23 protein-coding genes, 1 tRNA gene and 2 pseudogenes are annotated in these 25,892 nt (G+C 37.9%); 5 read left to right on the top strand and 21 right to left on the bottom strand.

All coding sequences use genetic code 11. From position 1 onward, the window contains the following. Window positions 1–40 precede the first annotated feature (40 nt). The 3 genes from B5P37_RS08270 to B5P37_RS08260 form a co-directional block, all read right to left on the bottom strand. Window positions 41–1,231: a phosphoglycerate kinase gene (locus tag B5P37_RS08270; protein WP_085237776.1), complete on the bottom strand. Its 1,191-nt coding sequence runs from the start codon at window positions 1,229–1,231 to the stop codon at window positions 41–43. Window positions 1,232–1,372: 141 nt separating this feature from the next. Continuing rightward, a complete protein-coding gene (gene gap, locus B5P37_RS08265) occupies window positions 1,373–2,380 on the bottom strand; it encodes a type I glyceraldehyde-3-phosphate dehydrogenase (RefSeq protein ID WP_085237775.1) in 1,008 nt (335 codons plus the stop codon). Window positions 2,381–2,443: 63 nt separating this feature from the next. Further along, entirely contained in the window at window positions 2,444–3,481 is a 1,038-nt protein-coding gene (locus B5P37_RS08260) for a sugar-binding transcriptional regulator (RefSeq protein WP_085237774.1), read from the bottom strand. 284 nt (window positions 3,482–3,765) lie between these two features. Here B5P37_RS08260 and B5P37_RS08255 point away from each other — a divergent pair, with 284 nt between their 5' ends. After that, entirely contained in the window at window positions 3,766–3,990 is a 225-nt protein-coding gene (locus B5P37_RS08255; RefSeq protein ID WP_085237773.1) for a hypothetical protein, read from the top strand. Between the two features lie 108 nt (window positions 3,991–4,098). Here the strand turns inward: B5P37_RS08255 and B5P37_RS08250 are convergent, their stop codons facing one another. Continuing rightward, window positions 4,099–4,719 carry a DUF4887 domain-containing protein gene (locus tag B5P37_RS08250; protein WP_085237772.1) on the bottom strand — a complete coding sequence of 207 codons (621 nt, stop codon included), beginning with the start codon at window positions 4,717–4,719 and terminating at the stop codon, window positions 4,099–4,101. Window positions 4,720–5,406: 687 nt separating this feature from the next. Here B5P37_RS08250 and B5P37_RS08245 point away from each other — a divergent pair. Then, window positions 5,407–6,329, top strand: a pseudogene (locus B5P37_RS08245) (TIGR01777 family oxidoreductase). Window positions 6,330–6,444: 115 nt separating this feature from the next. Here B5P37_RS08245 and B5P37_RS08240 read toward each other — a convergent pair. Continuing rightward, entirely contained in the window at window positions 6,445–6,945 is a 501-nt protein-coding gene (locus tag B5P37_RS08240; protein WP_085237771.1) for a GNAT family N-acetyltransferase, read from the bottom strand. Between the two features lie 88 nt (window positions 6,946–7,033). Further along, window positions 7,034–7,621: an ATP-dependent Clp endopeptidase proteolytic subunit ClpP gene (gene clpP, locus B5P37_RS08235; protein WP_085237770.1), complete on the bottom strand. Its 588-nt coding sequence runs from the start codon at window positions 7,619–7,621 to the stop codon at window positions 7,034–7,036. A gap of 151 nt (window positions 7,622–7,772) precedes the next feature. On the opposite strand from clpP, the gene B5P37_RS08230 reads away from it, so the two are divergent. Beyond that, a tRNA-Arg gene (locus B5P37_RS08230) sits at window positions 7,773–7,844 on the top strand. Between the two features lie 344 nt (window positions 7,845–8,188). Here B5P37_RS08230 and whiA read toward each other — a convergent pair. The 14 genes from whiA to B5P37_RS08160 form a co-directional block, all read right to left on the bottom strand. Then, complete coding sequence (gene whiA, locus B5P37_RS08225) at window positions 8,189–9,133, bottom strand: DNA-binding protein WhiA (protein WP_085237769.1); 945 nt, start codon at window positions 9,131–9,133, stop codon at window positions 8,189–8,191. A 46-nt stretch (window positions 9,134–9,179) separates the two neighbouring features. After that, entirely contained in the window at window positions 9,180–10,175 is a 996-nt protein-coding gene (locus tag B5P37_RS08220) for a gluconeogenesis factor YvcK family protein (protein WP_085237768.1), read from the bottom strand. 1 nt (window position 10,176) lies between these two features. Next, window positions 10,177–11,085, bottom strand: a complete 909-nt coding sequence (rapZ, locus tag B5P37_RS08215; protein ID WP_085237767.1) for an RNase adapter RapZ — start codon at window positions 11,083–11,085, stop codon at window positions 10,177–10,179. Window positions 11,086–11,380: 295 nt separating this feature from the next. Next, the gene (gene trxB / locus B5P37_RS08210) at window positions 11,381–12,319 is read right to left on the bottom strand and encodes a thioredoxin-disulfide reductase (protein ID WP_085237766.1); all 939 of its coding nucleotides are present in this window, start codon (window positions 12,317–12,319) and stop codon (window positions 11,381–11,383) included. A gap of 63 nt (window positions 12,320–12,382) precedes the next feature. Further along, on the bottom strand, window positions 12,383–13,822 hold the full coding sequence (locus tag B5P37_RS08205; protein WP_085237765.1) for a tetratricopeptide repeat protein: 1,440 nt from the start codon (window positions 13,820–13,822) through the stop codon (window positions 12,383–12,385). 17 nt (window positions 13,823–13,839) lie between these two features. Beyond that, window positions 13,840–14,325, bottom strand: a complete 486-nt coding sequence (locus tag B5P37_RS08200; RefSeq protein ID WP_085237764.1) for an acyltransferase — start codon at window positions 14,323–14,325, stop codon at window positions 13,840–13,842. A 1-nt stretch (window position 14,326) separates the two neighbouring features. Continuing rightward, window positions 14,327–15,166: a prolipoprotein diacylglyceryl transferase gene (gene lgt, locus B5P37_RS08195; protein ID WP_085237763.1), complete on the bottom strand. Its 840-nt coding sequence runs from the start codon at window positions 15,164–15,166 to the stop codon at window positions 14,327–14,329. Beyond that, on the bottom strand, window positions 15,163–16,104 hold the full coding sequence (gene hprK / locus B5P37_RS08190; protein WP_085237762.1) for an HPr(Ser) kinase/phosphatase: 942 nt from the start codon (window positions 16,102–16,104) through the stop codon (window positions 15,163–15,165). The genes lgt and hprK overlap by 4 nt, the downstream gene beginning before the upstream one ends. 544 nt (window positions 16,105–16,648) lie before the next feature. After that, on the bottom strand, window positions 16,649–16,996 hold the full coding sequence (locus B5P37_RS08185; RefSeq protein WP_085237761.1) for an SHOCT-like domain-containing protein: 348 nt from the start codon (window positions 16,994–16,996) through the stop codon (window positions 16,649–16,651). 3 nt (window positions 16,997–16,999) lie between these two features. Beyond that, window positions 17,000–19,843 (bottom strand): excinuclease ABC subunit UvrA, encoded by a 2,844-nt coding sequence (gene uvrA, locus B5P37_RS08180; RefSeq protein ID WP_085237760.1) that lies wholly within the window; start codon window positions 19,841–19,843, stop codon window positions 17,000–17,002. A gap of 5 nt (window positions 19,844–19,848) precedes the next feature. Next, the gene (gene uvrB, locus B5P37_RS08175) at window positions 19,849–21,831 is read right to left on the bottom strand and encodes an excinuclease ABC subunit UvrB (RefSeq protein WP_085237759.1); all 1,983 of its coding nucleotides are present in this window, start codon (window positions 21,829–21,831) and stop codon (window positions 19,849–19,851) included. Window positions 21,832–22,018: 187 nt separating this feature from the next. Next, window positions 22,019–22,264, bottom strand: coding sequence for a CsbA family protein (locus B5P37_RS08170; protein ID WP_085237758.1), 246 nt, complete (start codon window positions 22,262–22,264; stop codon window positions 22,019–22,021). A gap of 5 nt (window positions 22,265–22,269) precedes the next feature. Next, on the bottom strand, window positions 22,270–22,911 hold the full coding sequence (locus tag B5P37_RS08165; RefSeq protein WP_085237757.1) for a YfbR-like 5'-deoxynucleotidase: 642 nt from the start codon (window positions 22,909–22,911) through the stop codon (window positions 22,270–22,272). Window positions 22,912–23,299: 388 nt separating this feature from the next. Beyond that, the gene (locus tag B5P37_RS08160; protein ID WP_085237756.1) at window positions 23,300–24,043 is read right to left on the bottom strand and encodes a nitroreductase family protein; all 744 of its coding nucleotides are present in this window, start codon (window positions 24,041–24,043) and stop codon (window positions 23,300–23,302) included. A gap of 96 nt (window positions 24,044–24,139) precedes the next feature. Here B5P37_RS08160 and B5P37_RS08155 point away from each other — a divergent pair, with 96 nt between their 5' ends. Then, window positions 24,140–24,472: a winged helix-turn-helix transcriptional regulator gene (locus B5P37_RS08155; protein WP_085237755.1), complete on the top strand. Its 333-nt coding sequence runs from the start codon at window positions 24,140–24,142 to the stop codon at window positions 24,470–24,472. Window positions 24,473–24,529: 57 nt separating this feature from the next. After that, window positions 24,530–24,685, top strand: coding sequence for a MepB family protein (locus tag B5P37_RS12375; RefSeq protein ID WP_085237754.1), 156 nt, complete (start codon window positions 24,530–24,532; stop codon window positions 24,683–24,685). A 91-nt stretch (window positions 24,686–24,776) separates the two neighbouring features. On the opposite strand, the pseudogene prfB reads toward B5P37_RS12375, so the two are convergent. Beyond that, window positions 24,777–25,880: pseudogene (prfB, locus tag B5P37_RS08145) on the bottom strand (peptide chain release factor 2). Window positions 25,881–25,892 lie beyond the last annotated feature (12 nt).

Here is a 25,892-nt window from a genome sequence, read left to right as displayed (position 1 = left end):
TCCTTCTTTATTCATGAATTTCTTTTCGATTTTTGATACATTACTGATCAGCAATCGCTTTAATTCCTGGTAAAACTTTACCTTCTAAATATTCTAGTGACGCACCGCCACCTGTAGAGATATGCGTGAAGTCCTCTTCAAAGCCAAGTTGCATTGCAGCAGCCGCTGAATCTCCACCACCGATGATTGTGATCGCATCTTTAAGTTCAGCAATTGCTTCACACACACCGATTGTTCCTTGTGCAAAATTACTGAATTCAAAAACACCCATAGGACCGTTCCACACCACTGTTTCTGCACCTTGTAATTCTTCTTTAAAGCGTGCAACTGTTGCAGGACCGATATCCATAGCTTCTTGATCTTCAGGAATCTCATTAATATCCACTGTAGTAATTTGCGCTTCATTAGAGAATTCTTTAGCCACTTTAGCATCAACTGGTAAAATAATTTGATCACTCGCGCGTTCGAGTAAATCTTTCGCAAAATCGATTTTATCTGCTTCTAGCAATGACAAGCCAATTTCTTTACCTTGTGCTTTTAAAAATGTATAGGCCATTCCACCGCCGATAAGGACTTTATCTGCAACTTTTAACAAGTTTTCAATCACGCCGATTTTATCTGAAACTTTTGCACCGCCAAGAATGGCAACAACAGGTTTCTTAGGATGTTCAACGACACCACCGATGAATTTAATTTCTTTTTCCATTAAGAACCCAGCGACTGTTTCTAAATGCGTTGAAATTCCAACGTTTGATGCATGTTCACGGTGTGCAGTACCAAATGCATCATTGACAAAAATGTCACCTAGTGATGCCCAGTAACGACCAAGTTCACTGTCATTTTTAGATTCCTTTTTACCTTCTACATCTTCAAAACGTGTATTTTCAAACATTAATACTTCGCCTGAATTTAATGCTTTAATCGCAGACTCTAATTTTTCACCGCGTGTTTCAGGGATAAATTGGACCGATTGACCTAACTTTTCTGATAAACGTTGTGCCACAGGTGCCAATGTTAATTTTGCTTTATCACTTTCTTCTTTTACTTTACCCAAGTGTGAGAATACGACAACTTTCCCACCTTGTTCGATGATATATTTTAAAGTTGGTAACGCTTGAACGATACGGTTATCATTTGTGATTTCTCCGTCTTTCATAGGGACATTAAAATCAGCGCGTACAAGTACAACTTTATCCTTTAATTCAACATTTGTGACGTCTTTTTTTGGCATAGGAACCCCTCCTCATAATCGTTGTCAATTTTAAAATAAGCGGAGAAGCGTTTGTGCTCCTCCGCCTACTATCAGCTACAAAATAGTTAGAAGCACATATTAGAGTACTTACAAATCTATTTTAATCTATTTTAATCTATTTTATTTAGAATGGCTTGCTAAATATTCTAAAGTACGTACAAGTTGTGCAGTATATGACATTTCGTTGTCGTACCAAGATGCTACTTTAACTAATTGACGATCACCAACAGTCATGACACGTGTTTGCGTTGCGTCGAATAATGCACCAAAAGTCATACCTACAACGTCTGAAGAAACAATTTCATCTTCAGTGTAACCGAAAGATTCGTTTGTTGCAGATTTCATCACTTGGTTCACTTCTTCAACTGTCACTTCTTTTTCTAATACAACTGTTAATTCAGTCAATGAACCTGTTGCAACAGGAACACGTTGCGCACCACCATCTAATTTACCAGCGATTTCAGGGATAACTAAACCAATTGCTTTTGCTGCCCCAGTTGAATTAGGGATAATGTTTTGTGCAGCTGCACGCGCACGACGTTTGTCACCTTTTCTGTGCGGTGCATCTAAAGTATTTTGGTCACCTGTATATGCGTGAATTGTTGTCATTAAACCTTCAACGATACCGAAGTTGTCTTGCAATGTTTTTGCAACTGGTGCTAATGAGTTTGTTGTACATGATGCACCAGATACAACTGTTTCACTACCATCTAAAATTTCATGGTTGACATTGTATACAACCGTTTTAAGATCACCTTTAGCTGGTGCAGAAATCAATACTTTTTTAGCACCTGCTTCGATGTGTGCTTCTGCTTTTTCTTTATCTGTAAAGAAACCAGTACATTCTAAAACAACGTCGATACCAAGTTCAGCCCATGGTAAGTTTTTAGGTTCTGGTTCTGAGAAAGATTTCACTTCTTTACCATTTACACGGAAACCACCGTCAATGACTTCTACTTCTTCAGTAAAACGACCTTGAGTTGAATCGTATTTTAATAAGTGTGCCAACATATCATCATCTGTTAAATCGTTTACAGCGACAACCTCAATGTTTTCTACACTTTGAATTCTTCTAAATGCTAAACGTCCAATTCTACCAAATCCGTTAATTGCTACTTTTACTGCCATGTTTAATGGCCTCCTTTAAATGATATTTAAAAAGTGGATCAAATCTAATTTTAAACCCTTCACTCACTTTTTATTACAAACAAACTTTTCCCTCATTATTACTTTTGCTGCTGCTTCATCTGTAATTAAAATGGTGTTGGGTGTCGCCAACTTAAGATAAGCTTCAATCGCCAATCCCTTTGAGGCGCCCCCGGCAACAGCAAAAATATGTGCTTTGGATTGTGCTTCTTCTAGTTGAATACCAATCGTTTTCACTTTGTGAATGATACGACCTTGTTGATCAAAATAATAACCGAACGCTTCACCCACTGCACAATGATGTTGAAGTTTCTCTATCACTTCTGGTGGCGATTGTCTTCTTTTCGCCATTTTCAGCGCATCACCAATGCCGTGTATTGTAAATTGTGATTCACGAATTTTATCCAAAGTCTGTATCACTGAAGGTTCTTTTAATAAATTTTGATAAGTCAATTCACTCACTTGTTCGGGAACATACAATGTTGTATAGCTCCCCCCAGTTCTTTGCGCCATTCTAGAACAAATCGTATTCGCTTGAAATATGACATTTTGACCTAGACCACCACGTGCCGGCACAAAAAAGACCTGGAATGGTAAATGAGACATTGCATCACTCACCGATGCCATAGTAGAGCCGCCTGTAACTGACACAATGGCTTGATCATACAGCTGTTTTTCAAGAAGCTGTCCAGCAATTCGACCCAGTTCTACTTTAACACTAGAATCTTTATCACTATCCCCTGGAATAACATGCACTTCATCCAGCTGATATTCAGACTTAATCATTTGTGCGAGACGGTGATAGTCTGTATATTGATTAAAATATTCACTCAGTTGCGAAACGACATCTCTTCCTTGTGAAGTTAATGTCATTCCTGTCGGCTTCACAGAGATGAGCTCTTGTTGTTTCAATAAATCCGTTTCCGAACGTAATACGCGTTCTGTTAAATTAAGCAACTCACTTAATGTCCGTCGCCCAACCGGCTGATATTTTTGAATCATTGTTAAAATAGAAAAACGTCGATGCATTTTGTCTATCAAGTCAGGCACAATTTTTTGTTGAACATGAATCATCCGTTCCAAGTTAAAGGCCTCCTTAATAGTGACAAGATGGCCACATTTAAGCCATACTGTGACATTTTTAGTCCCAAATACTTTATAACCTTATCTCGTTTACAAGTTCATCATACTACCAGTTGATAAGAAATGCAAGTCATAAAGCATCCCGATTTAATAGTTCGTTGGACAAAAAACGACCCTATGTGGCGTTAATCTCTATCGTTATGACTACGATAGACGATTTTCGATACAGTTAAACATTGAAATCGCTCAAAGATTATTTTACATTAAGGTAAAGAGGTGAAACGATGTCTAAATCAAATGAACAACCGGAAGTCATCGATCCATCTGACCCACGCTATAAACGTTTAGATGATTTTTCCAATCGTCACGACCCGACTTTTCAAAATTCAAACGGCCATTACACAAACATTCGCTACTTTGGGTGTGCACCAGTCGGTTGTCTGCCAGGTTGCTTGTTCTCTATTTTACTGTCTATTTTACTGACGCTACTCCTCAATTGGCTTTTTTGAAGTCACATATTAAAAAACAGACCAAGTCTAATACATTTGACTTGGTCGGTGCTTTGTTTCTGCATGTCAGGGTGTTTCATTGTTGTATCTTCATTGTTATAGCTTGTTCTATGACGGCGAATTTTCTGATGATTGATTGCTCTTTGATTGTGGCTTTTGATTCTGTTGAGGTGCCACAGATTCAGGCGTTTGTGAATTTTGCTGACTTGAATCCTGTGTTGAACGTTGTTCAGTCGAACGCTTCACTTCTGTTTGGGGTTTCGTCGTTTGCTGTGTGTCCTTTTGTTTATCTGTCTCCGATGATGAATCATTCTCGTTCTCTTTCTCTTCATTTTTAGGTTTTTCTGGCTTACGCGATTGTTGTTGTTGCTGCTGCTGTTGACGTTGTCTTTCTATTTGCGCTTGACGTTCTGCCTCAATAGCCGCCTGACGTTCCGCTTCAATCATTCGTTCTTGTTCAGCTTGAGCCTCTTCTTGCGCTTTCTCACGTTCTTTTTGCTCTTTTTCTTTTTTTATTTCTGCATCGCGCTTTTCTTTTTGTTCCTCAATTTCATTTTCTTTTAGACGTTCTTGACTTCGATGTGATTGATCAACAAAAGAAAAGATTGCAAAAACCAAGCCGCCGAGTAGGAGCAAAATAACAATTATACTGAAGCACCCGAACAAACCTTTTTTCTTTTTGCGCGTCGCAGTATCGTGTCCTTGCATATTGTACTTTGGAGCTGTCATTACATTCCCTCTCTTTTTTGATGGTTATCGTTATATTTGATTCGGTCCTTTGTCATCGAAAATAAACAGGTTATATTTCAAATAGTCAAAAATGAAAAGTGATCCCTTTCAGAATACACTACAATTGATACTTTTATGCGTTATTACTATTCTAACATGAATGAATCGTCGTATGATTGCACTTAACCTTTTATAACAAATACAATCCACCTAAATTCTATAGTCATACTGATTTCATTTTACCTTTTTACTATAAACAAAACCATTCACAACGTTTATATTTTACATCAGTCGACGTTTTGTCAATAAGATGAATATTGATTATGCCCATATATAGGCAAATGCCTTTTTGATATCGAGTCAATATACAACAATTTGGGTCATTCTGTATTAAAATATAATGTAGATGATAGACATACACGATATGATATCCGCCATTTGGACGCACTTAAAAAGAGACCTGAATGCTGCATCATTCAGATCTCAACTAAAGGGAGTCAAAAATACCTTCGTCGTGTATATTTAAGGGGTATACTGAATTTAATTAAGAGATGTATTAATTATCGAAGGTACTTCTATTATATCGTACTTTGTGAAAAAATAAACAGAATATAGACGATGTAAGTGAAGAATTGTTGACTATTTGTTGACAATACAATGAACATCTAAAAAAGGAGAGACAAAAAAATGACACACTATTTAATCACTGGGGTACAGGATTAGTTGGTCGTGCCTTGGTCAATCATTTAAGTCAACGTGACGATACATTCATAACGATATTAACAAGACAGACATCACTTGCTAACTCCACTCATATCACATATGTAAACTGGCATGATGCAGGATGGGAAAATCAAATTCCAGATGTCGATGTCGTGATTAATCTGGCTGGAGCAACTTTAAATCAACGCTGGACAGCGCGACATCAACAAGTGATGATGACGAGTCGAATCCAAGCGACACGTGCCTTATTTGATTTATTTAAAAACCGTGCTCACAAACCTAAAGTATTGTTTAATGCAAGTGCCATGGGCTGTTATCGCCCTTCTCTCAACACGATTTACATAGAGTCAGCTCACATCACACCTCACGATTTATTATCTGAAATCGTTTATCAATGGGAGCGACAAGCTGCCCTATTTGAATCTTTTGGTACACGCGTCATTGATGGTCGCTTTAGCCTGATATTATCCCGACATGGCGGTGCGCTACCCAAAATGGCTTTACCTTACAATTGCTTTGTAGGGGGACGCCTCGGTACCGGAAAACAATGGTATTCTTGGATTCATATCACCGATGTCGTACGCGCCATATGTTTTCTCATCGACACACCAGAAGCTTCTGGGCCATATCATTTTGCCTCGCCTTCTCCTACGACGCAACATCACTTTGGACAGTGTCTCGCTTCAATCTTAAATCGACCACATTATACGTGGGTGCCTGCCTGTATTTTACGACTCATACTCGGTAAAATGGCAACATTATTATTGGACACCCCATATATTGTCCCACAAAGATTGACACAATTAGGATTCACTTTCCAGTATCCGACATTACATTTAGCCTTAAAAGCGCTCTATCACGAGAGTAAACCCTCTCCCTCACTATAGAACAATCTTCTAAGGTGAGCTTCCTTATGCGACGTATCTGATGAGCAAGGACTTCCGTTCGGGCAAAAACCCGTTCGGATTGTACTTGTCCCTTCTTCTACATTGTGCGATTCGGCTATGATTTCAATTGTTTTTGATAAAAAGTTAAATCTAGCCAACGATCAAATTTATACCCTACTTTTTCTAGCGTCCCCACTGCTTTAAAACCTAATTTTTCATGCAGTTTCAAACTTCCTTCATTCTCTGCGTCAATTCCCGCTATCATCGTTTGATATCCCTGTGCAATCGCTGTGTCAGTTAGCACTGTTAATAATGCGCGAGCAATCCCTTGCCTTCTTGCAGTCGGACTGACATAAATCGCATGTTCAATCGTATATTGATAGGCTGGCCAATCTCGAAACATGCCATACGTTGCAAATCCTACAACTCGTCCCGCTTGTTCATAAACAAAAATCGGATACCCCGCACGTTGCTTTTGTTCAAACCAGCAACGTCGCTCTTCTAAAGTGGTAGGTTCATAAGTGTATACAGCGGTTGTGTTGACAATCGCATGGTTGTATATTGCCATCATATCATCTAAGTCATTTAAGGTCGCTTCTCTAATTTGTGGATGCATCTTGTCACACCTCTTCCTTTTCCACACTATAAATTAAGGGGCGAAGCATTTCTGCCTCGTCCCTTTCACTTACATATACTGCACATATTTATGCTTTTTCTGGTGCCATCACTTCGTCGATTAAACCGTAAGCTTTTGCTTCTTCAGCTGTAAGGAAATTATCCCGATCCGTATCTTTTTCGATTTTTTCAATCGGTTGGCCTGTGCGTTCTGATAAAATTTTGTTCAATTTTGCACGTGTTTTTAAAATATGTTTCGCTGCAATTTCAATTTCAGTCGCTTGACCTTGTGCCCCACCAAGTGGCTGATGAATCATGACTTCTGCATTTGGAAGCGCGAAGCGTTTACCTTTTGCACCTGCTGCTAATAAGAATGAACCCATTGATGCCGCCATACCGATACAAATCGTTTGAACGTCAGGTTTAATATGTTGAATCGTATCATAAATCGCAAAACCTGCTGTGACACTACCTCCTGGAGAGTTGATATATAAGTAAATATCCTTCTCCGCATCTTGCGCTTGTAAAAATAGTAATTGTGATACGATTGAGTTCGCTACATTATCATCAATCGCAGAACCGAGCATAATAATTCGGTCTTTCAATAGACGCGAATAAATGTCATATGCGCGCTCACCGCGGTTTGTTGTTTCAATAACTGTAGGGATTAAATTCATAGGATGGTTCCTCCTCATTGTTTTAATTTAAATTCATTTTAACTCAAAAGTCAAAAATGGTCAAAAAGAATGCATTTGTGATTCATTTATTTTAGGTATTGACCCTTTTACCTCTAAACGGTAAAATGGTGAGTGGATTTGCGTAATCTTACCCCTCGTAGTGTAATGGATAACACATAAGATTCCGGTTCTTACAATAGAGGTTCGATTCCTCTCGAGGGGGCTAATCACAATCAATGATTCACTTTTAAAATCAAGAATCCCACCTATTTGTAGGTGGGGCTTTTTATTTCTTTTTTCCATATTTTAAACTGAACCGTGTCGATAATTAATTGCTCAACATATACACAATGCCTAAGATACATACCAAGATAACTACGATATTAAAACATATTGCAAAAACATCTTTCTGTCTATTGGTCATATTTATCACCTCATTATATTCTGAAGTCTCCCCCGTTCTATCTACATCAAAAATAACCCCGCCTATTTGTAGGAGGGGCTTTGGACTTAATGAAACACCATCCTATAACACCATGTGTCAAAAACTTTTATGCACTCAGGTGATTAAAATTCAAATTGTTTACCGCTTCTAATTTGATCCGCCATATCGTTTAACTTTCTCAAACGATGATTGATACCTGATTTCGAAATCGTTCCTGTGCTGACCATTTCCCCGAGTTCTTTTAAAGAGACATCTTGATGTTCAATCCTTAATCTTGCTACCTCTCTTAATCGCTCCGGTAAGTTGTCAATTCCTATTTCTTGATCGATTAATTGAATACTTTCAACCTGTTTCATTGCTGCGCTCACCGTTTTATTTAAGTTCGCCGTTTCACAATTCACAAGACGGTTGACCGAGTTGCGCATGTCACGAACAATTCTGACGTCTTCAAATTTTAATAACGCTTGATAACCGCCAATCAAGCTTAGGAACTCCGCGATACGTTCAGCTTCTTTCAGATAAGTAATCCATCCTTTTTTTCTTTCCAAACTTTTAGCATTGAGTTCATACGTATTCATCAGTTGCGTCAATCCCACCGAATGCCCTTCATAAAGCGAAAAAATTTCTAAATGGTAAGATGACGTTTCAGGATTATTTACCGATCCCCCTGCTAAAAAGGCACCTCTTAAATAACTGCGTCTCATTTCATCATCTTTTACCATTTCAGAATCAATTTCATAACTGAACATTCCATTTTTCAAAATGCCAAGGTCATCTAAAATCTCTTTCGCTCGCATTTTGATACGACAAATATAAATATTGTTTTTCTTTAATTTCATTTTTTTTCGCACTAAAATTTCGACTTCTACCTTGAACACGAGCTTAATTAACGAATAAATACGTCGTGCCGTCGTTGCATTTTCAGTTTGTATATTAATCACAAATTGTTGATTCGATAAGCTTAATACACCATTCATACGTATCAATGCGCTCAATTCCGCTTTTGCATTATCGTGATCAACTTCTATACGCGTCAGTTCATTTTTCATTTCAGATGCAAAGCTCATAATGAATCGTTCCCTTTCTTTTTACTGTGAATCATAATGGCTATATTCAGGATTTAAATTGATTCGGATGAAATTGAATCGTGCTAATTTCCTGTAAAGCAATTTCATAAATCATTTCAGCTAAAACTTCTGTACGATGTCTCACGTAATCATGTTCTGAAATTTCTACGAGATGCGCACCAGTAACAAGTTGCACACCGAGTTGCTCCAACTCTTTCATATCATAATAAACTGGTTTTGCACCTTTTGCTTCGTACTTATCCAAAGTTTGCGCTGAAAATTCCAACTCATTCGCAATGACAAAATCAATCACATGTGCCCCTAACTGTTGATGTATGGCATCGATATGATCTTTTACTGTATACTGATCTGTTTCTCCTGGCTGAGTCATAATGTTAGAAACGTACAATTTCTTTGCCGTGCTCTCCACAATCGCTTCTGCTATGCCTTTGACACACAAATTTGAAATGACACTCGTATATAATGACCCCGGGCCTAATACAATTAAATCTGCTTCACGTAACGCCTCAACTGCCTCATCCATAGGTTGTACGTCAGCCGGTTCCAAGTACACGCGCTTAATTTTCTTTTGTTTTCTAGGGATATTCGATTCTCCAGTGACAATTTCACCATCTTCCATTTCTGCATTTAATGAAACACTCGAAATGGTAGAAGGGATCACACGCCCCTTAATATTTAAAATTTTACTGAGTTCTTTAATAGCATGACCAAAATCGTGTGTAATGTTCGTTAAAGCTGCAATCAGCAAATTTCCTAGCGAATGCCCACTGATTTGATCTTCTTTAAAACGATATTGAAAAAGTTGTTCCAACATCGGTTCTACGTCACTCAACGCAGCCAACACATTGCGAACATCTCCAGGTGCAGGAATATCCATTTCATTTCTGATTTTCCCAGTACTTCCCCCATCATCTGCAACCGTCACAATCGCTGTAATATCTATCGGAAAAGACTTTAATCCTCTTGCCAAAACGGACAAACCAGTACCTCCACCAATCAGTACTAATTTAAGTTGTTTCATTTTACTCGCCACTTTCTATATGTGCGTCACGATGATGCACGTACACATGATAATCATATATTTGTTTTAACTCTTCAGCTAAACGTTGTGCTAATGCGACAGAGCGATGTTGACCTCCTGTACATCCAATCGCAATCACCAGTTGGGATTTTCCTTCTTTTTTGTAACCAGGAATCATAAATAATAGTAAGTCTAACAATTTCTCATAAAAAGTGTTCGTTTCTTTCCATCTCATCACATATTTATAGACCTCTTCATCCATTCCTGTCAGGGGTCTTAACTCTTCCACATAATAAGGATTAGGTAAAAAACGGACATCAAACACTAAATCTGCATCCATTTGAATACCATGTTTAAAACCAAAGCTCGACACGTTTATCGAAAACGTGGATTGATTTTCCTTGTTAAAATGATCATAAACACGTTTTCTTAATGTTTTTGGTGTCAATTTCGTCGTATCGATCGTGTAATTCGCTAAACTTCTCACTTCCGCTAGCAATTGACGTTCTTCATTAATTGCCTGCACAAGTGACAGTTCAGAATGCTCTTGTAACGGATGTTTACGCCGTGTTTCTTTATATCTTGAAATCAATTTTTCACTTTCTGCATCAACAAACAGCACGTCGACAATCACATCTTTACGGCTTTGTACCGCATCAATTTCACGTACTAAATATTGAAAAAATTCACGCCCTCTTAAATCGATACCAATGGCCACTTTTTGCATTGAAGGATTTCCTTGCTCCATTAATTCAACAAATTTTGGGAGTAAGATAGGCGGTAAGTTATCGACACAAAAATATCCTAAATCTTCTAAACTTTGAATGACCACGGATTTACCTGCACCGGAAAGTCCTGTGATAACAAGTAATTCACTTTTTACAATTTCATTATTTTCTTCATGTTGCATTTTTAACCACCATCCAATCATATTCTCTATTAGTTTACATGAAATCGGTCTAAAGTTATAGATAGAAGAAAAATCGTTCACACCACACAACCTGTACAGCATTGATTTCAATAAAAAACGTTCTGCGGTACGACTCTATGACATAGGTTTAGTGAGTTAAAATAATCTCTATTAAAATGTGCACTTTTACGAACAATCCACGTCTCCGATTGGCTTCGTCACCTTTTGATGCGTATGTAAAAAAGGAACTGGAAACAAACGTCCCAGCTCCTGATGATTACTTGTGACCTAGCAATTATGCTTCGTCATGTAAGCTTTCAATATATTCTTGCACGCTTTGCGCTGCGATACTTCCATCGCTTGTCGCCGTTACAATTTGGCGTAATCCTTTTTCACGCACGTCACCAGCAACATAAATACCTTTAACCGCTGTGCTCATGTCTGGGTTTGCCACAATATAACCCGCGTCATTTGTAATACCTAAATTTTTAAATGGTTGTGTTAATGGTTTCATACCGACATAGACGAAAAGACCATCTGCTTCTACAGTCTGCTCAGTACCGTCTACCGTTGAAACAAGTGTCAGTGAGCCCACTTTACCATCTTTTTCATTCACTGATTTAAGTGTATGATTCCAAATGAAATCAATTTTATCGTTTTTAAACGCACGATCTTGCAAGATTTTTTGTGCTCTTAATTGATCACGACGATGAACGATTGTGACCTTATCAGCAAATTTAGTTAAAAATGTCCCTTCTTCTACTGCAGAGTCTCCTCCACCAATCACGTAAACATTTTTATTTTTAAAGAACGCACCATCGCAGACCGCACAGTAGCTGACACCGCGGCCACCAAGTTCTTCTTCACCCGGCACGCCTACTTTCTTATACTCAGCGCCTGTAGCGATAATGACTGCCGTTGCTTCCAATTGACTCGAACCTAAGTCAATGATTTTATAATTCCCTTTATCTTCAATGCCTTTAATGTCACCGTATTGATACGTTGCACCAAACTTTTTAGCATGGTCAAACATTTTAGTAGAAAGATCAGGACCTGAAATCATTTCAAAACCTGGAAAATTTTCGACTTCTTCTGTGTTGGCCATTTGTCCGCCTGGTACTCCACGTTCAATCATGACTGTTTTTAAATTTGCACGTGAGGCATACACAGCTGCTGTCATACCCGCTGGTCCTGCTCCAATAATCGCCACATCATATCTGACTTGTTCTGACATGATTTGTTCCTCCTCATCATTTTATCATAAGCATTTTACACCATTTAATGTGCCGACTCAAATTTAAAAGCTCAGTAGGTGCTCTAGTGCATTTTCAAAATCATCATCAGTAACATTGAAGAGATCTATTAATTGTGCCCGCGTCATAACTTCATCACCGATTTGATTGAAATAGAGATGCGCCACTGCGGCAACATAAACCGTTACACATTCGAAATCAACATGATTAATCAACAAATTTTCAGCATAATTCATCCAACTTAAAAATAGCGCCGTATGTGTTTGAATTTGAGGGATGTCATAGAGCATCACCATACCTTGATGAATAAAGTGAAGCTTCGTCAACTGTATATTTTGAATCAAATAAGTTAAATACAGTTTTTCATAATCGCCCATTTCCTCTAAAATATTCCAAACTTCTTTTGTCATTAAAACTTCTTTACCATTTAATTGATGTAATAGGAAAAGTCCGAATAGACGTTCATGTTGATCATCACTGATTAATAGCGGCTCAATATGTTGCTTAAAATATGCGGTACGCTCTTCAATAATCCATGGTGGATAGCCATGGCTCGCCTTCGAAAATTGGGTTAAGCCTTGCCAAAAATGTTGACTTTGTTCAACATTTCCTAGGTAATAATAATTGAATGAGAGCGCATGAAACAATTGGAATGTTTGAAATTTACCTTTCCGATGAAGGGGAATTAAAAGTTGTTGAGATGCTGCGTACTGTTTCAAGTAACTTAATACAATACCGAGTTTAAATGTTTCTTCATCGTTGATTGGCCGAATTTTATTAAGTCGCTTCACATAACGTTCGAAACGCGCATGCTGGTTCATATTGTACAACAATAAAGTATAATGACATAAGGCGTGTACATCGGAAGGATCTTCACGCAATAAACGTTCGAACATCTCCTGTGCTTCGTGATTATCATTCAAATAAAGATAACACATCGCCAACAAGTTACGGATGATGTGATGATCTTTTATCACGTCATCTTGTCTTAACAAATACTCACGGGCCTCAATCAAACGACCTTCTCCAAACAAATACTGAAAAACAACTTGCGTCACAAACAGTTGACTTTCCATTTCAAGGGGGTGTTCTCCAGTAAAAGCAACTTCAAACATGTCTTCTAATTCTATACGATAATCTTCATCGTCAGCGAGAAAAGCATAACACAATCCAAATAAATACGCTTTGTTCGGCTCATTTAAATCAATATTCAATTGGCTCAATTCATAATATGCTGCTTCTATTTCAGTCCCATTACAGATTTCTTCGTAATAGAGTGCCTCAGCCCGCCCAGGTGATTTTAATTTTAGGAAACACGTTGCCAATTGTTGCTTTGCTTCAAAACAATCAGGTGACAACGTTAACACTTTCTCTAAATATCGTTGTGCTTTGACATAATTTTGATGTTGCATATGTTGTTGTGCTAAACGCTCATACAAGGCAATATCTTGTCCCAGTTGAATGATTTTACTTTGTTGTGTCATACATTGTCACCTCACTTTTATTGTTTTGAAAAGATTTGTATCGGGTTGCCATAAGCAACGACATGATCAGGAATATCTTTAGAAACTACACTTCCGGCACCAATTTGAACATGATGACCTATTTTTACGCCAGGCAAAACAATGACATTCGCACCAATCATCGTATGATGCCCGATTTCAATATCTCCTACCCTTAACGATTCCGTCAAAAATTCATGTGTTAACAAAGTTGTATTATAACCAATAATCACATTTTTACCAATCTTTATTTTTTCAGGGTAGAGAATATCCGGCATGGCTTTAAATGCAAACGCTGTATGTTCACCAATCGTCATTTTTAACCAATGCCGATAAATCCAACGTTTAAGGCGAACACTCGGAATGTACCTTGTCACTTCTATAATACATGTATTCCTAAACAATCGTGTAAAACGGATATAGCGATACAGATGCGCCAATGCATTGTACCGCGTGGTCGGATATACTTTAAGTCGTCGCTTCACTTTAATGTTTTCCTCTCTTTTCAAACGGCCAATTGAGCACCTGTACATCACGATATAACGGAATATTTTTTTTGTAACGTCTCCATATAATAAAGATGATACCGATAATGATGGAGATAACGGAAACAACTTGTGCGATACGAATCGTTTCTGTCAACATTAAACTGTCTGTCCGTAAACCTTCGATAAAGAATCGTCCTATCGAATACCAAATTAAGTATGTGAAAAAAGTTTCCCCTATTTTCAAACGTCGACGTAATGAAATGAGTAGAATAAATCCAATCACATCCCATACGGATTCGTACAAAAAGGTCGGATGGTAATAAATGCCGTCAATTTTCATATTTTCAATAATAAACTTTGGCAGATGTAAAGACTCTAAAAACGCTCGGCTTACAGGACCGCCATGCGCTTCATGATTCATGAAGTTCCCCCATCGTCCGATACCTTGCGCCAAGATAATGCTTGGTGCGACAATATCACCGAGTTGAAAGGGATGCCAATTTTTACGATAACAATAGTAAATACCGACAGCAAAAGCACCGATCAATCCACCATGAATCGCAATGCCGCCTTGCCATATCATCGGAATCTCTATTGGATTTTGAACATAATAATCTAAATGAAATAGCACAAAGTACAGTCGTGCAGAAATAATCGCGACAAATATACATGTGAGTAATAGATTGACTAAATCATCTTCACGAAATCCAACGGCTTGGGCACTCTTTTGAGCAATCCAATAGCCTAATAAAATGGCACTCGCGATAATAATGCCATACCATTTCACTTCAAAAATGCCTATTGAAAAAGCAACTGGATCAATATATCCTAATATCATTTTTTGTCTCCTTTAGCTTGCGCACTGTTTTTTAATATTTCAGCGTTCAAACGTTCATTGAATTCTTCAGCTGTGTTAATCCCCATAATATTGAGACGATAGTTCATCGCTGCGACTTCAATAATCACTGCGACATTACGTCCAGGTCTTACCGGAATCGTTTTCTTTGTAATTTCAGTATCTAAAATTTTGAGTGTTTCGTGATTTAAACCTACACGGTCATACAACTTGTCCGAACGCCACGTTTCGAGGTTAATATTTAATCGAATCCGTTTTTGTGTCAAAATCGAACCGGCACCAAATAATGTCATGACATTAATAATACCTAGTCCTCTAATTTCTAATAAATGTTCAATAATTTTTGGCGCTTTGCCGATTAACTGATCTTTATTAATTTCTTTGATTTCCACATTATCATCTGCAACGAGGCGATGCCCACGTTTAACAAGTTCAAGCGCGGTTTCACTTTTACCGATACCTGAATCTCCAGTAATTAGCACGCCCACACCATATACGTCAACGAGCACACCGTGTAGCGAAGTCGCATTCGCAAGCTCATGTTCGAGATAGGTTGTCAAACGCCCCATCACTCGCGTTGTCGCTTCATTCACATAAATCAATGGGGTATCAAGTTCGCGAGCTGCTGTTATCAATTCGTCAGGTGCTTCATGCCCCCGTGTAATAATAATTGCTGGCGTTTCAGGTCGACACAATTTTCTCATACGACCGTGACGCTCTGTATCCGGCAATAAATTATAAAACGAAAGTTCTGTTGTACCTAACAGTTGGATTCGATTGGAAGCGTAGTGTGAAAAATACCCTGCCATTTCCAAGCCTGGTCTCGATATATCCGTATTATGTATAGGACGATTTAACCCCGCTTCTCCAGCAATGACTTTCATATTAAACCGTGTTACTAAATCTTGAGTCGTTAACATCTCATCACCTCAGTTTTACTATTTCCATATAGGCAAACACGTTAGCTATATGACGATACACATGATTACGTTTTTCATTATACATGAATCATCACATTTGAAACACAATTCAACATGCTATCGTGATACTTCTCCTTCACTTGATGTACATCACCCATACACTATGAACGGCAATGTAATATCATTGAAATGGCCTTGTTTATCATAACACCTCAACATACGAATGGCTACTACCGACCTTGATAGTTGATAGCGGCCTTGCTAACTGTATGCACAATTGGCGTCGTTCGATTTCACCCGTCGTATACAAGGACGATATCCGCCCTCATTCAATTTCAACGACACGCGTTTTATTCCTTTAATTGCTAAAATGAGATATCTTTTCCTTAGAACATATAAAATGAGACATTAGACCCTCTATGCGTCTAATGCCTCATTTTGTTATGGTCATTCAAACCTGATCAATGCCATACTTCACCTTAAAATCTGTCGCTTAACCTTCGTTCGTTAACAAAAGTCATCAATGTTTCGCACTCATGATACGTTAACGGCGATTCAATTTAATGATGACGTCATCCAATGTTTTTTCTACTTCATCCAAAAGTGATTTACGCTCACTCTCACTCATTTCTTTTACTTTATCGCGCTTTTGATGGACATAGTCACGCCCTTGCTTTAACGTTTTTGTGACATGATTTAACGTCTCTTGTACGAAGCCTTCTACCGCATTTTCAAAATGCTGTTCGTTTTGTGTTGACGTGTTTTCTTTCTCTTTTGAGGACGTCTCTTCTTTATTTTCTTTTGTCATCGCATCTAACAATGTCGTCGCTTCTTCAACAGTGATTTTTCCAGCTTCCAATAACTCAAGTACTTTGATTTTAGCTTCTTTCATCTTCTAGTCCTCCATTCGTTCCTTATCACGCGCTAACACAGTTTTGAGATAACGTCCTGTATATGATTCTGGTATTGCAGCAATCTCTTCCGGTGTTCCCGTTGCAAGAATCGTACCTCCACCGTCTCCACCTTCCGGACCTAAGTCAATTAAGTGATCTGCAGTTTTGATAACATCAAGATTGTGTTCAATGATAACGACAGAATCGCCATTATCAACAATTCGATTCAATACTTTGAGTAACCTGCTAATATCGTCAACATGCAAACCAGTGGTCGGTTCATCGAGAATATATATCGATCGCCCTGTTGAACGTTTATGCAATTCAGAAGCCAGTTTTACCCGTTGTGCCTCTCCACCTGAAAGTGTCGTGGCAGGTTGGCCCAGCGTAATATAACCCAATCCGACATCTACTAAAGTTTGTAGTTTGCGCTTGATTTTAGGAATGTTTCCAAAAAATTGAGCTGCATCTTCGACCGTCATTTCTAATACATCTGCAATATTTTTACCTTTATAAGTCACTTCTAATGTTTCACGATTGTATCGCTGACCATGACACACTTCACAAGGAACATATACATCTGGAAGAAAATGCATTTCTATTTTTATAATACCATCTCCCTTACACGCTTCACAACGTCCACCTTTCACATTAAAACTAAAACGACCTTTTTGATACCCTCGGACTTTAGATTCGTTTGTAGATGCAAAAACGTCTCGAATATCATCGAAAACGCCTGTATATGTCGCTGGATTAGAACGTGGTGTTCGACCGATAGGAGATTGATCAATGTCAATGATTTTATCAATTTCTTCAATCCCTGTGATGTCATCGTGTGCACCTGGTTTTACTTTGGATTTATTAATCACTTTCGCTAATGATTTATATAATACTTCGTTGACGAGCGAACTTTTCCCGGAGCCTGATACCCCCGTTACAACATTCATCACAGATAATGGGAAATCCACATCAATGTTTTTCAAATTGTTACTCCGTGCCCCTTTGATAGAGATTTTTCGTTCTGTGATAGGGCGACGTTGCTCAGGCACTGGAATATACTTTTGACCGCTTAAATATTGACCTGTTAAAGAGTGTGGATTTTGCATCACTTCTTCTGGTGTCCCACTCGCGATGACTTCTCCACCATGTTCACCCGCACCCGGTCCAATATCGACAAGATAGTCCGCAGCAACCATGGTATCTTCATCATGTTCAACCACGATTAACGTATTCCCTAAATCGCGCATTTCTTGAAGGGTATGAATGAGACGGTCATTATCACGTTGATGTAGACCAATAGACGGTTCATCCAAGACATATAACACACCTGATAATCGAGAACCAATTTGTGTTGCGAGTCGAATACGCTGTGCTTCCCCTCCTGATAACGTCCCCGAAGCGCGATTCAAAGTTAAATAATCTAATCCTACATTATTTAAAAAAGTGAGTCGTGAAATGATTTCCTTTAAAATCATATTCGCAATTTGTGCATCTTGATCAGAAAGGACGATGTTTTCGTAATACTCAAGCGCTTCTTTAATGGATTGTTCCACCACTTCACCGATATTTTTACCTGCCACATATACCGATAATGCTTCGCGGCTCAATCGCTGACCATGACATGTTTCACATACTTGTTCCGCCATATATTTTTGCATCATTTCACGCACATATTCAGAAGGTGATTCGCGATAACGTCTTTCAATGTTAGGGACGACACCTTCAAAAGGCATTGTCCGGCTTCGCTGTTGTCCGTTTTTGGATGTGAAATTGAACGTGATTTCCTTATCTCCTGAACCGTACAAGATGATATGCTTTTGACGCTCTGTCAATTTTTTAAACGGTTTATCCATATTGATTTTATATACATCACACACACGTTTTAACAGTGTCGGGTAAAAGTCTGAACTTGTCGGTTCCCACGGCAGTATGGCACCTTCATTCAATGTTTTATCTTTATCTGGTACGACTAAATCTAAATCGACTGTTAATTTTTGTCCTAAACCATCACATGTCGAACAAGCCCCAAATGGACTATTGAAACTAAACATTCGAGGTTCAAGTTCTCCAATTGAAAAACCACAAATCGGACACGCATGTTTTTCTGAAAATTCTAATGTGCCCCCGTCAATCAAATCAACAACAAGACGCCCTTCTGACAGCGCTAATACCGTTTCAATAGAATCGGCTAACCGTGTTTCAATACCAGGCTTGACGACGACACGGTCGACAACGATTTCAATGGTATGGTTTTTATTTTTATCAAGTTCAGTCACTTGCGTCACATCCATCACTTCGCCATCTACCCGAACACGTACGTAACCTTTCTTACCAATATCTGCCAACAGTTTTTCATGTGTCCCTTTACGATGATTCACAACCGGCGCTAACAATTGTATTTTTGTACGTTCTTCCAGTTCCATAATGCGATCCACCATTTGTTGAACGGTTTGTGATTCAATTTCTATACCGTGATCCGGACAATAAGGTTTCCCGATACGCGCATATAACAAACGAAGATAATCATATATTTCCGTCACTGTTGCCACAGTGGAACGTGGATTTTTACTCGTCGTCTTTTGATCAATAGAAATCGCTGGAGATAACCCTTCAATTGTATCGACATCTGGTTTATCCATTTGTCCTAAAAACTGACGGGCATACGCACTCAACGATTCAACATAACGTCGCTGACCTTCCGCATAAATCGTATCAAAAGCGAGCGAAGATTTCCCCGATCCAGAGAGCCCTGTCATGACAATTAATTGATGTTTGGGTAACTCGATATCTATATTTTTTAAATTATGGGCACGTGCCCCTTTCACTATAATTGACGGTTCTTTCATTCATTTCACCCTTTTGATTTTAGTTCGAACAATAGATCTCTCAACTCTGTTGCTTTTTCAAAATCTAACGCTTTTGCTGCGTCTTTCATTTCTCGTTCAATATTTTTAATTGTTTTTTCACGTTCTTTTTTCGTCATTTTCTTAGGAACTTCAGTTCTTTCTGCTTCATTCGTCTCATCCGATTCAACGGTTGCACTAATGACATCATGAATTTCTTTAATAATCGTCTGTGGTGTAATGCCGTGTTTTTCGTTGTATGCCATTTGAATTTCACGACGTCGTTCTGTCTCATCTATAGCGACGCGCATCGAATCGGTGATTTTATCAGCATACATGATGACCTCACCTTTATCATTTCGTGCCGCCCGCCCCATCGTTTGAATCAATGAACGTTCAGAACGCAAGAAACCTTCTTTATCTGCATCTAAAATAATCACTAATGACACTTCTGGAATATCCAAACCTTCCCTTAACAAGTTGATTCCGATTAATACATCAAAAGTACCCATTCGCAAATCTCGAATGATTTCAATGCGTTCTAACGTTTTAATTTCAGAATGTAGGTAATTGACTTTTACGCCTGCTTCTTTTAAATAAGTCGTTAAATCTTCACTCATTTTTTTCGTTAGCGTTGTGATCAGCACACGCTCTCCACGTTCTGTCCGCTCATGAATTTCACTCAACAAATCATCAATTTGATTTTTAGTTGGTCGAACTTCTACTTTTGGATCTAACAAGCCTGTAGGTCGAATAATTTGTTCGACCATTTCATCGGTATGTTCTATTTCATAAGGTCCCGGAGTGGCCGATACATAAACCAGCTGCGGCGCTTTTTCTTCAAACTCTTCAAACTTTAACGGTCTATTATCCAACGCACTTGGCAAACGAAATCCATGCTCGACCAATACTTGTTTACGTGCGCGATCCCCATTATACATCCCACGTACTTGTGGCAATGTGACGTGAGACTCATCAATCATAATCAACCAATCATCTCCAAAGTAATCAAGCAACGTGTACGGTGTTGAACCAAGTGGCCGTAATGTCAGATGCACTGAATAGTTTTCAATGCCAGAAGTAAACCCCATCTCGCGCATCATTTCTAAATCATAATTCGTCCGTTGCTCTAAACGTTGTGCTTCCAACAGTTTATTTTCACTTCTTAATTTTTCAAGTTGTGTTGCCAATTCTTTTTCAATGCGTTCGATTGCGATTGCCATTTTTTCTTCACGTGTAACGAAGTGAGAAGCTGGGAACAAGGCAAAATGTTCACGCTCTTTTAATACTTCCCCCGTCAAATAATTAATCTCACTAATGCGATCGATTTCATCTCCAAAAAATTCCACACGAATACACAGTTCGTCGCGTGATGCTGGAAAAATTTCCACCACATCGCCGCGCACTCTAAATGTACCCCGTTTAAAATCGATATCATTACGTGTATACTGCACATCGACAAGCTTTCTTAATAAATCACTACGATCCATCTCCATACCGACACGAATGCTGACAACCAAGTCACGATATTCTTCTGGATTACCCAAACCATAGATACAACTGACACTGGCGATGATGATCACATCATCTCTTTCAAAAAGCGCACTGGTTGCAGAGTGCCGCAATTGATCAATTTCATCGTTAATTGATGCATCCTTTTCTATAAATGTGTCAGTAGACGGAACATATGCTTCTGGTTGATAATAGTCGTAATAACTTACAAAATATTCCACTCTATTTTCAGGAAAAAAAGCTTTAAACTCGCTATACAACTGTCCAGCCAGCGTTTTGTTATGCGCAATAATCAATGTCGGTTTCCCCACCTCTTTAATCACATTGCTCATCGTAAATGTTTTTCCCGTACCCGTTGCACCGAGTAACGTTTGGTGACGTTTACCTGCTTTAATCCCTTCTACCAGTGCTTTTATCGCTTGAGGTTGGTCGCCCTGTGGTTCAAAATTTGAAGCAATTTTAAATTCATGATGCGCCATTCCATGTCCGCCTCCTATCACTTAATACTCATATTTTAACAGAATACAATCCAAAAACACAAACATTTGTTCGTAAAACGACATAAAGAGGAGTGCCTCTGATGTTGGTCGCCATTCGTGTCAGATTCACTCCTACTATCACTATCTTTTATTTTCAATACACTGCTTTGCTGTGCATCATTTCATGCTATATATCCCCTTCATGGTCATGTCCAATACGATGAAGGTTGAGTTGATCTACAATGATATACCCTGCTAATAATGATACAACATCGAGAAAAATAATCCATTCATTATGAAAAAAACCTTTATAAACTGACGCGCCGATAATGATCAATGTAATCAGTGTCCCCACCCATTTGCTTCTCGTCACCGCACTAAAGATTACCACAAGGACACAAGGAAAAAAAGCGGCCAATAGATACCAAATCAACCTTATCACATCTTTCTTTTATTAAGGATTTGCATCGTCATTTCTCTCAACTCAGTTCGAGGTATAAATCTTTCAGTCAACATTTCAGGAATAATATTATCCATAAAGTCCTGTACCGAAGCAAGATGATCAAATTGCATAATCGTCTCAAGGCTCATCTCGTATATTTCAAAGAATAACGGCTCTGGATTACGCTTTTGAATTTCACCAAATGTTTCATAGAGTAAGTCGATTTTATCCGCAACCGACAAAATCTGACCTTCTAATGAATCATCTTTTCCTTCTTGTAAACGACGACGATAAATGGCTTGATAACACTCAGGAATATCCGCTTTAATAAAAGTATCTACCATCTCTTCTTCGACTTGGGAAAACAGTTTTTTTAATTCACCACTCGCATATTTAACCGGTGTTTTAATGTCTCCGGTAAACACTTCAGCAAAGTCATGGTTTAAAGCTTTTTCGTACAAATTTTTCCAATCCACCGTATTGCCGTGATGTTCTTCGACTGTTCCTAAATATTGCGCAATTTTAGTCACTTTAAAAGAGTGCGCCGCAACATTGTGTTCGAAATATTTAAATTTCCCGGGTAATCGAATCAATTTTTCCAAATCGGATAATCTTTTAAAATATTGATGAACGCCCATAACCAACCTCCTCTTTCACATTGTAACGTTCGGTCTCCACTTGTTGATTATATTAACACATTTAGATGTGAGTTAGCAGTGGTTTTCCTGAGTTTCAGAAAAAGTGCGCATTTATTTTACATCGATACCGTATCAGCTGAACATCGAATACATTTGGCAGTAGTAGATAGTGCGCTGTTTTAAAAAATCAATAGACATAGGAGGAACCAAGAATGTTAAATCACCTGAGTTAGAACCAAACATACCATTCCCGGGTTTGTTCGCATTCCAAGTGGCTTTATTTTTTAATCGTTTCCTCCTATAATGTTGATTCTATTTAACTGTATAACATCCATATTTCATGAAACATTAATCTAGCTTTTAACGCCCTTCATTAAACAACTTAAAATTATATTAATTTCTGTTGCTTCAATATATCCTTTGTATCTTCAGAATAATTCTTTTCACTATAATACGTTTCAAATCTTTTTAACCAATGACTTGTTTGGTAATGATTATCAAAGGCATATTCTTTTAAATTTTCATAGTATTGATTAATATCGTCGACTGTTCTATTAACCTGAAAATCTTCAGCTTGAAAAACATTTATGCGATCATCAAGACGCGGTTTGGGTTTTTGCTTTGTTTTAGAAGGTTTCCCGATACTAACACCAATAAATGGAAATATATAATGAGGTAGATTAAACATTTCAATGAGTTCTTTAGATATCCTTCTGACTCCACCAATTACACAACTTCCAAGTTCTAAACTTTCTGCTGCAATCACTGCATTTTCTGCTGCTAGTGATAAATCAGTCGTGCTTATTAAGACAGGCTCTATCTCACCTTCAAAGTTAAATTTAGTACCATTTACTGTATACAAATGATAGTCTATACAGAAGAGTATAAACAAACTACTTTGACTAATTAATTTGGCATTTGATATTTGTCCATTTTTTTCTAATATTTCACATAATGTGTCCTTCACCTTGTCTTCGAATAAAATCATGCTATAATTTTGTCCATTCATCCATGTTGGCGCTTGTTTGGCCGCTCGTATAATGCGTTCTTTATTATAAGAAGATAGTTTATAGTTATTAACATAATGTCTTACTGACGTCCGATTGAGTAAGTAATCGATTGTCTCATTCATTTTAATTCCCCCTTTATGTGATATATTTAGATTACTCAATCTATTAAATATCAACAATACTATTTAATTTAATAGTACTTTTAAAGGAGTCATAGAATGCGAAAAACGTATCAACAAATGGCAGAGGAAGAATGTGGTATCGCGAATGCGCTTTATTTGATAGGTGGGAAATGGAAAATGATTATTTTATATTACCTTTTAATAAAAGATCGTAAATTTAATGAGCTCGAAAGATTGTTGGAATATGCGACGCCTACAACATTAAATAATAATTTAAATGAGTTAATTGAAGATGAATTAATATATAAGATTGTCTTATCCGAAAAACCTGTTCGTTCTGTATACAAGATAGCACCTAAAGGCAAAATGCTTGAGACTGTACTTTTAAATCTTAGGGAATTTGGTTTGACAAATCTTAATAAAAATTAAAATAGTGATGATTTAACAAAGTGATAATGAATTTTTATTTGATTGTAACGAATTTAGTTGCGTATTTTAGAGGGACAGTTTGTTTTTCCTTTTGGCGTTTTAACTGAGAAAGGTATTATTCAGTCAGTAAAATCAAAAGGCAACATCGCTTTTAGAGTCTATCTGCCATGGGTAAAAGCTTTTAATGTTTTTGAAATCATATACGTAATCTAAAAAAACCGAGGAAAATTTTAAATGATTTTCCTCGGTTTTTTATTTTGAGATTAGGATTGAAGTCCCAACCCCATTTTATGAATCAAATAGATTATTGCATTTGAAGCCGTAAATACGCTTCAATAAATGGACCTATCTCTCCGTCCATCACAGCATTTACATTTCCAGTTTCTTCATTTGTACGATGATCTTTTACCATAGAGTAGGGGTGGAAAACGTACGATCGTATTTGACTCCCCCAACCAATTTCTTTTTGTTCGCCACGAATTGCCGCCAATTCCTGTTCTTTTTGCTCTAATTCAAGTTGATACAATTTCGCTTTCAACATTTTCATAGCTGCTTCTCTATTCTTAATTTGCGAACGTTCGTTTTGGTTATTCACTACAATACCTGTAGGATGGTGGGTAATACGGATCGCCGATTCCGTTTTGTTAATATGTTGTCCCCCGCACCAGATGCACGGAATGTATCGATAGAAATATCATCTGGGTTAATTTCAATCTCAATTTTTTCATTATTGAACTCAGGAATCACATCGCATGAAGCAAATGACGTATGACGGCGACCTGAAGCATCAAAAGGAGAAATCCGTACAAGGCGGTGGACACCTTTCTCTGCTTTTAAATATCCGTATGCATTGTGACCTTTCACGCGCATCGTGACACTTTTAACACCCGCTTCATCCCCCGCTTGGTAGTCGACTAATTCAACTGTAAAGCCTTGGCGTTCACAAAAACGTTGGTACATACGCAACAGCATATTCGTCCAGTCTTGTGATTCCGTTCCACCTGCACCAGGGTGAAGTTCAATGATTGCATTACTTGCATCATGTTCACCATCAAGTAACAATTGCAATTCAAATTGATCTATTTTTTCTTGAAATGCGATGACGTCCTGTTCCAATTCATTTTTCATCTCTTCATCGTACTCTTCTTGAAGCAATTCATACGTGGTTAACATTTCTTCTAGTACACCAGTAATGTCGTAATAACCATTTACGACAGTTTTTAACGCATTATTTTCATCAATAATCGTCTGTGCACGTGCTTGGTCATCCCAAAACTGAGGCTCTGCCATCATTTCCTCATATTCTTGAATGTTTGTCTCTTTGTTTTCTAAGTCAAAGAGACCCCCTAATTTGATCTAGTTTCGTTTCAAAGTTGTCCATATTTCGCTTGATTTCAGACATTTCCATGATGTTTCACTC

Source organism: Staphylococcus lutrae, assembly GCF_002101335.1.
Taxonomy (GTDB): Bacteria; Bacillota; Bacilli; order Staphylococcales; family Staphylococcaceae; genus Staphylococcus; species Staphylococcus lutrae.
Note: the sequence above shows the minus strand (reverse complement) of the source record. Positions and strands in the feature narration are given on the sequence as shown.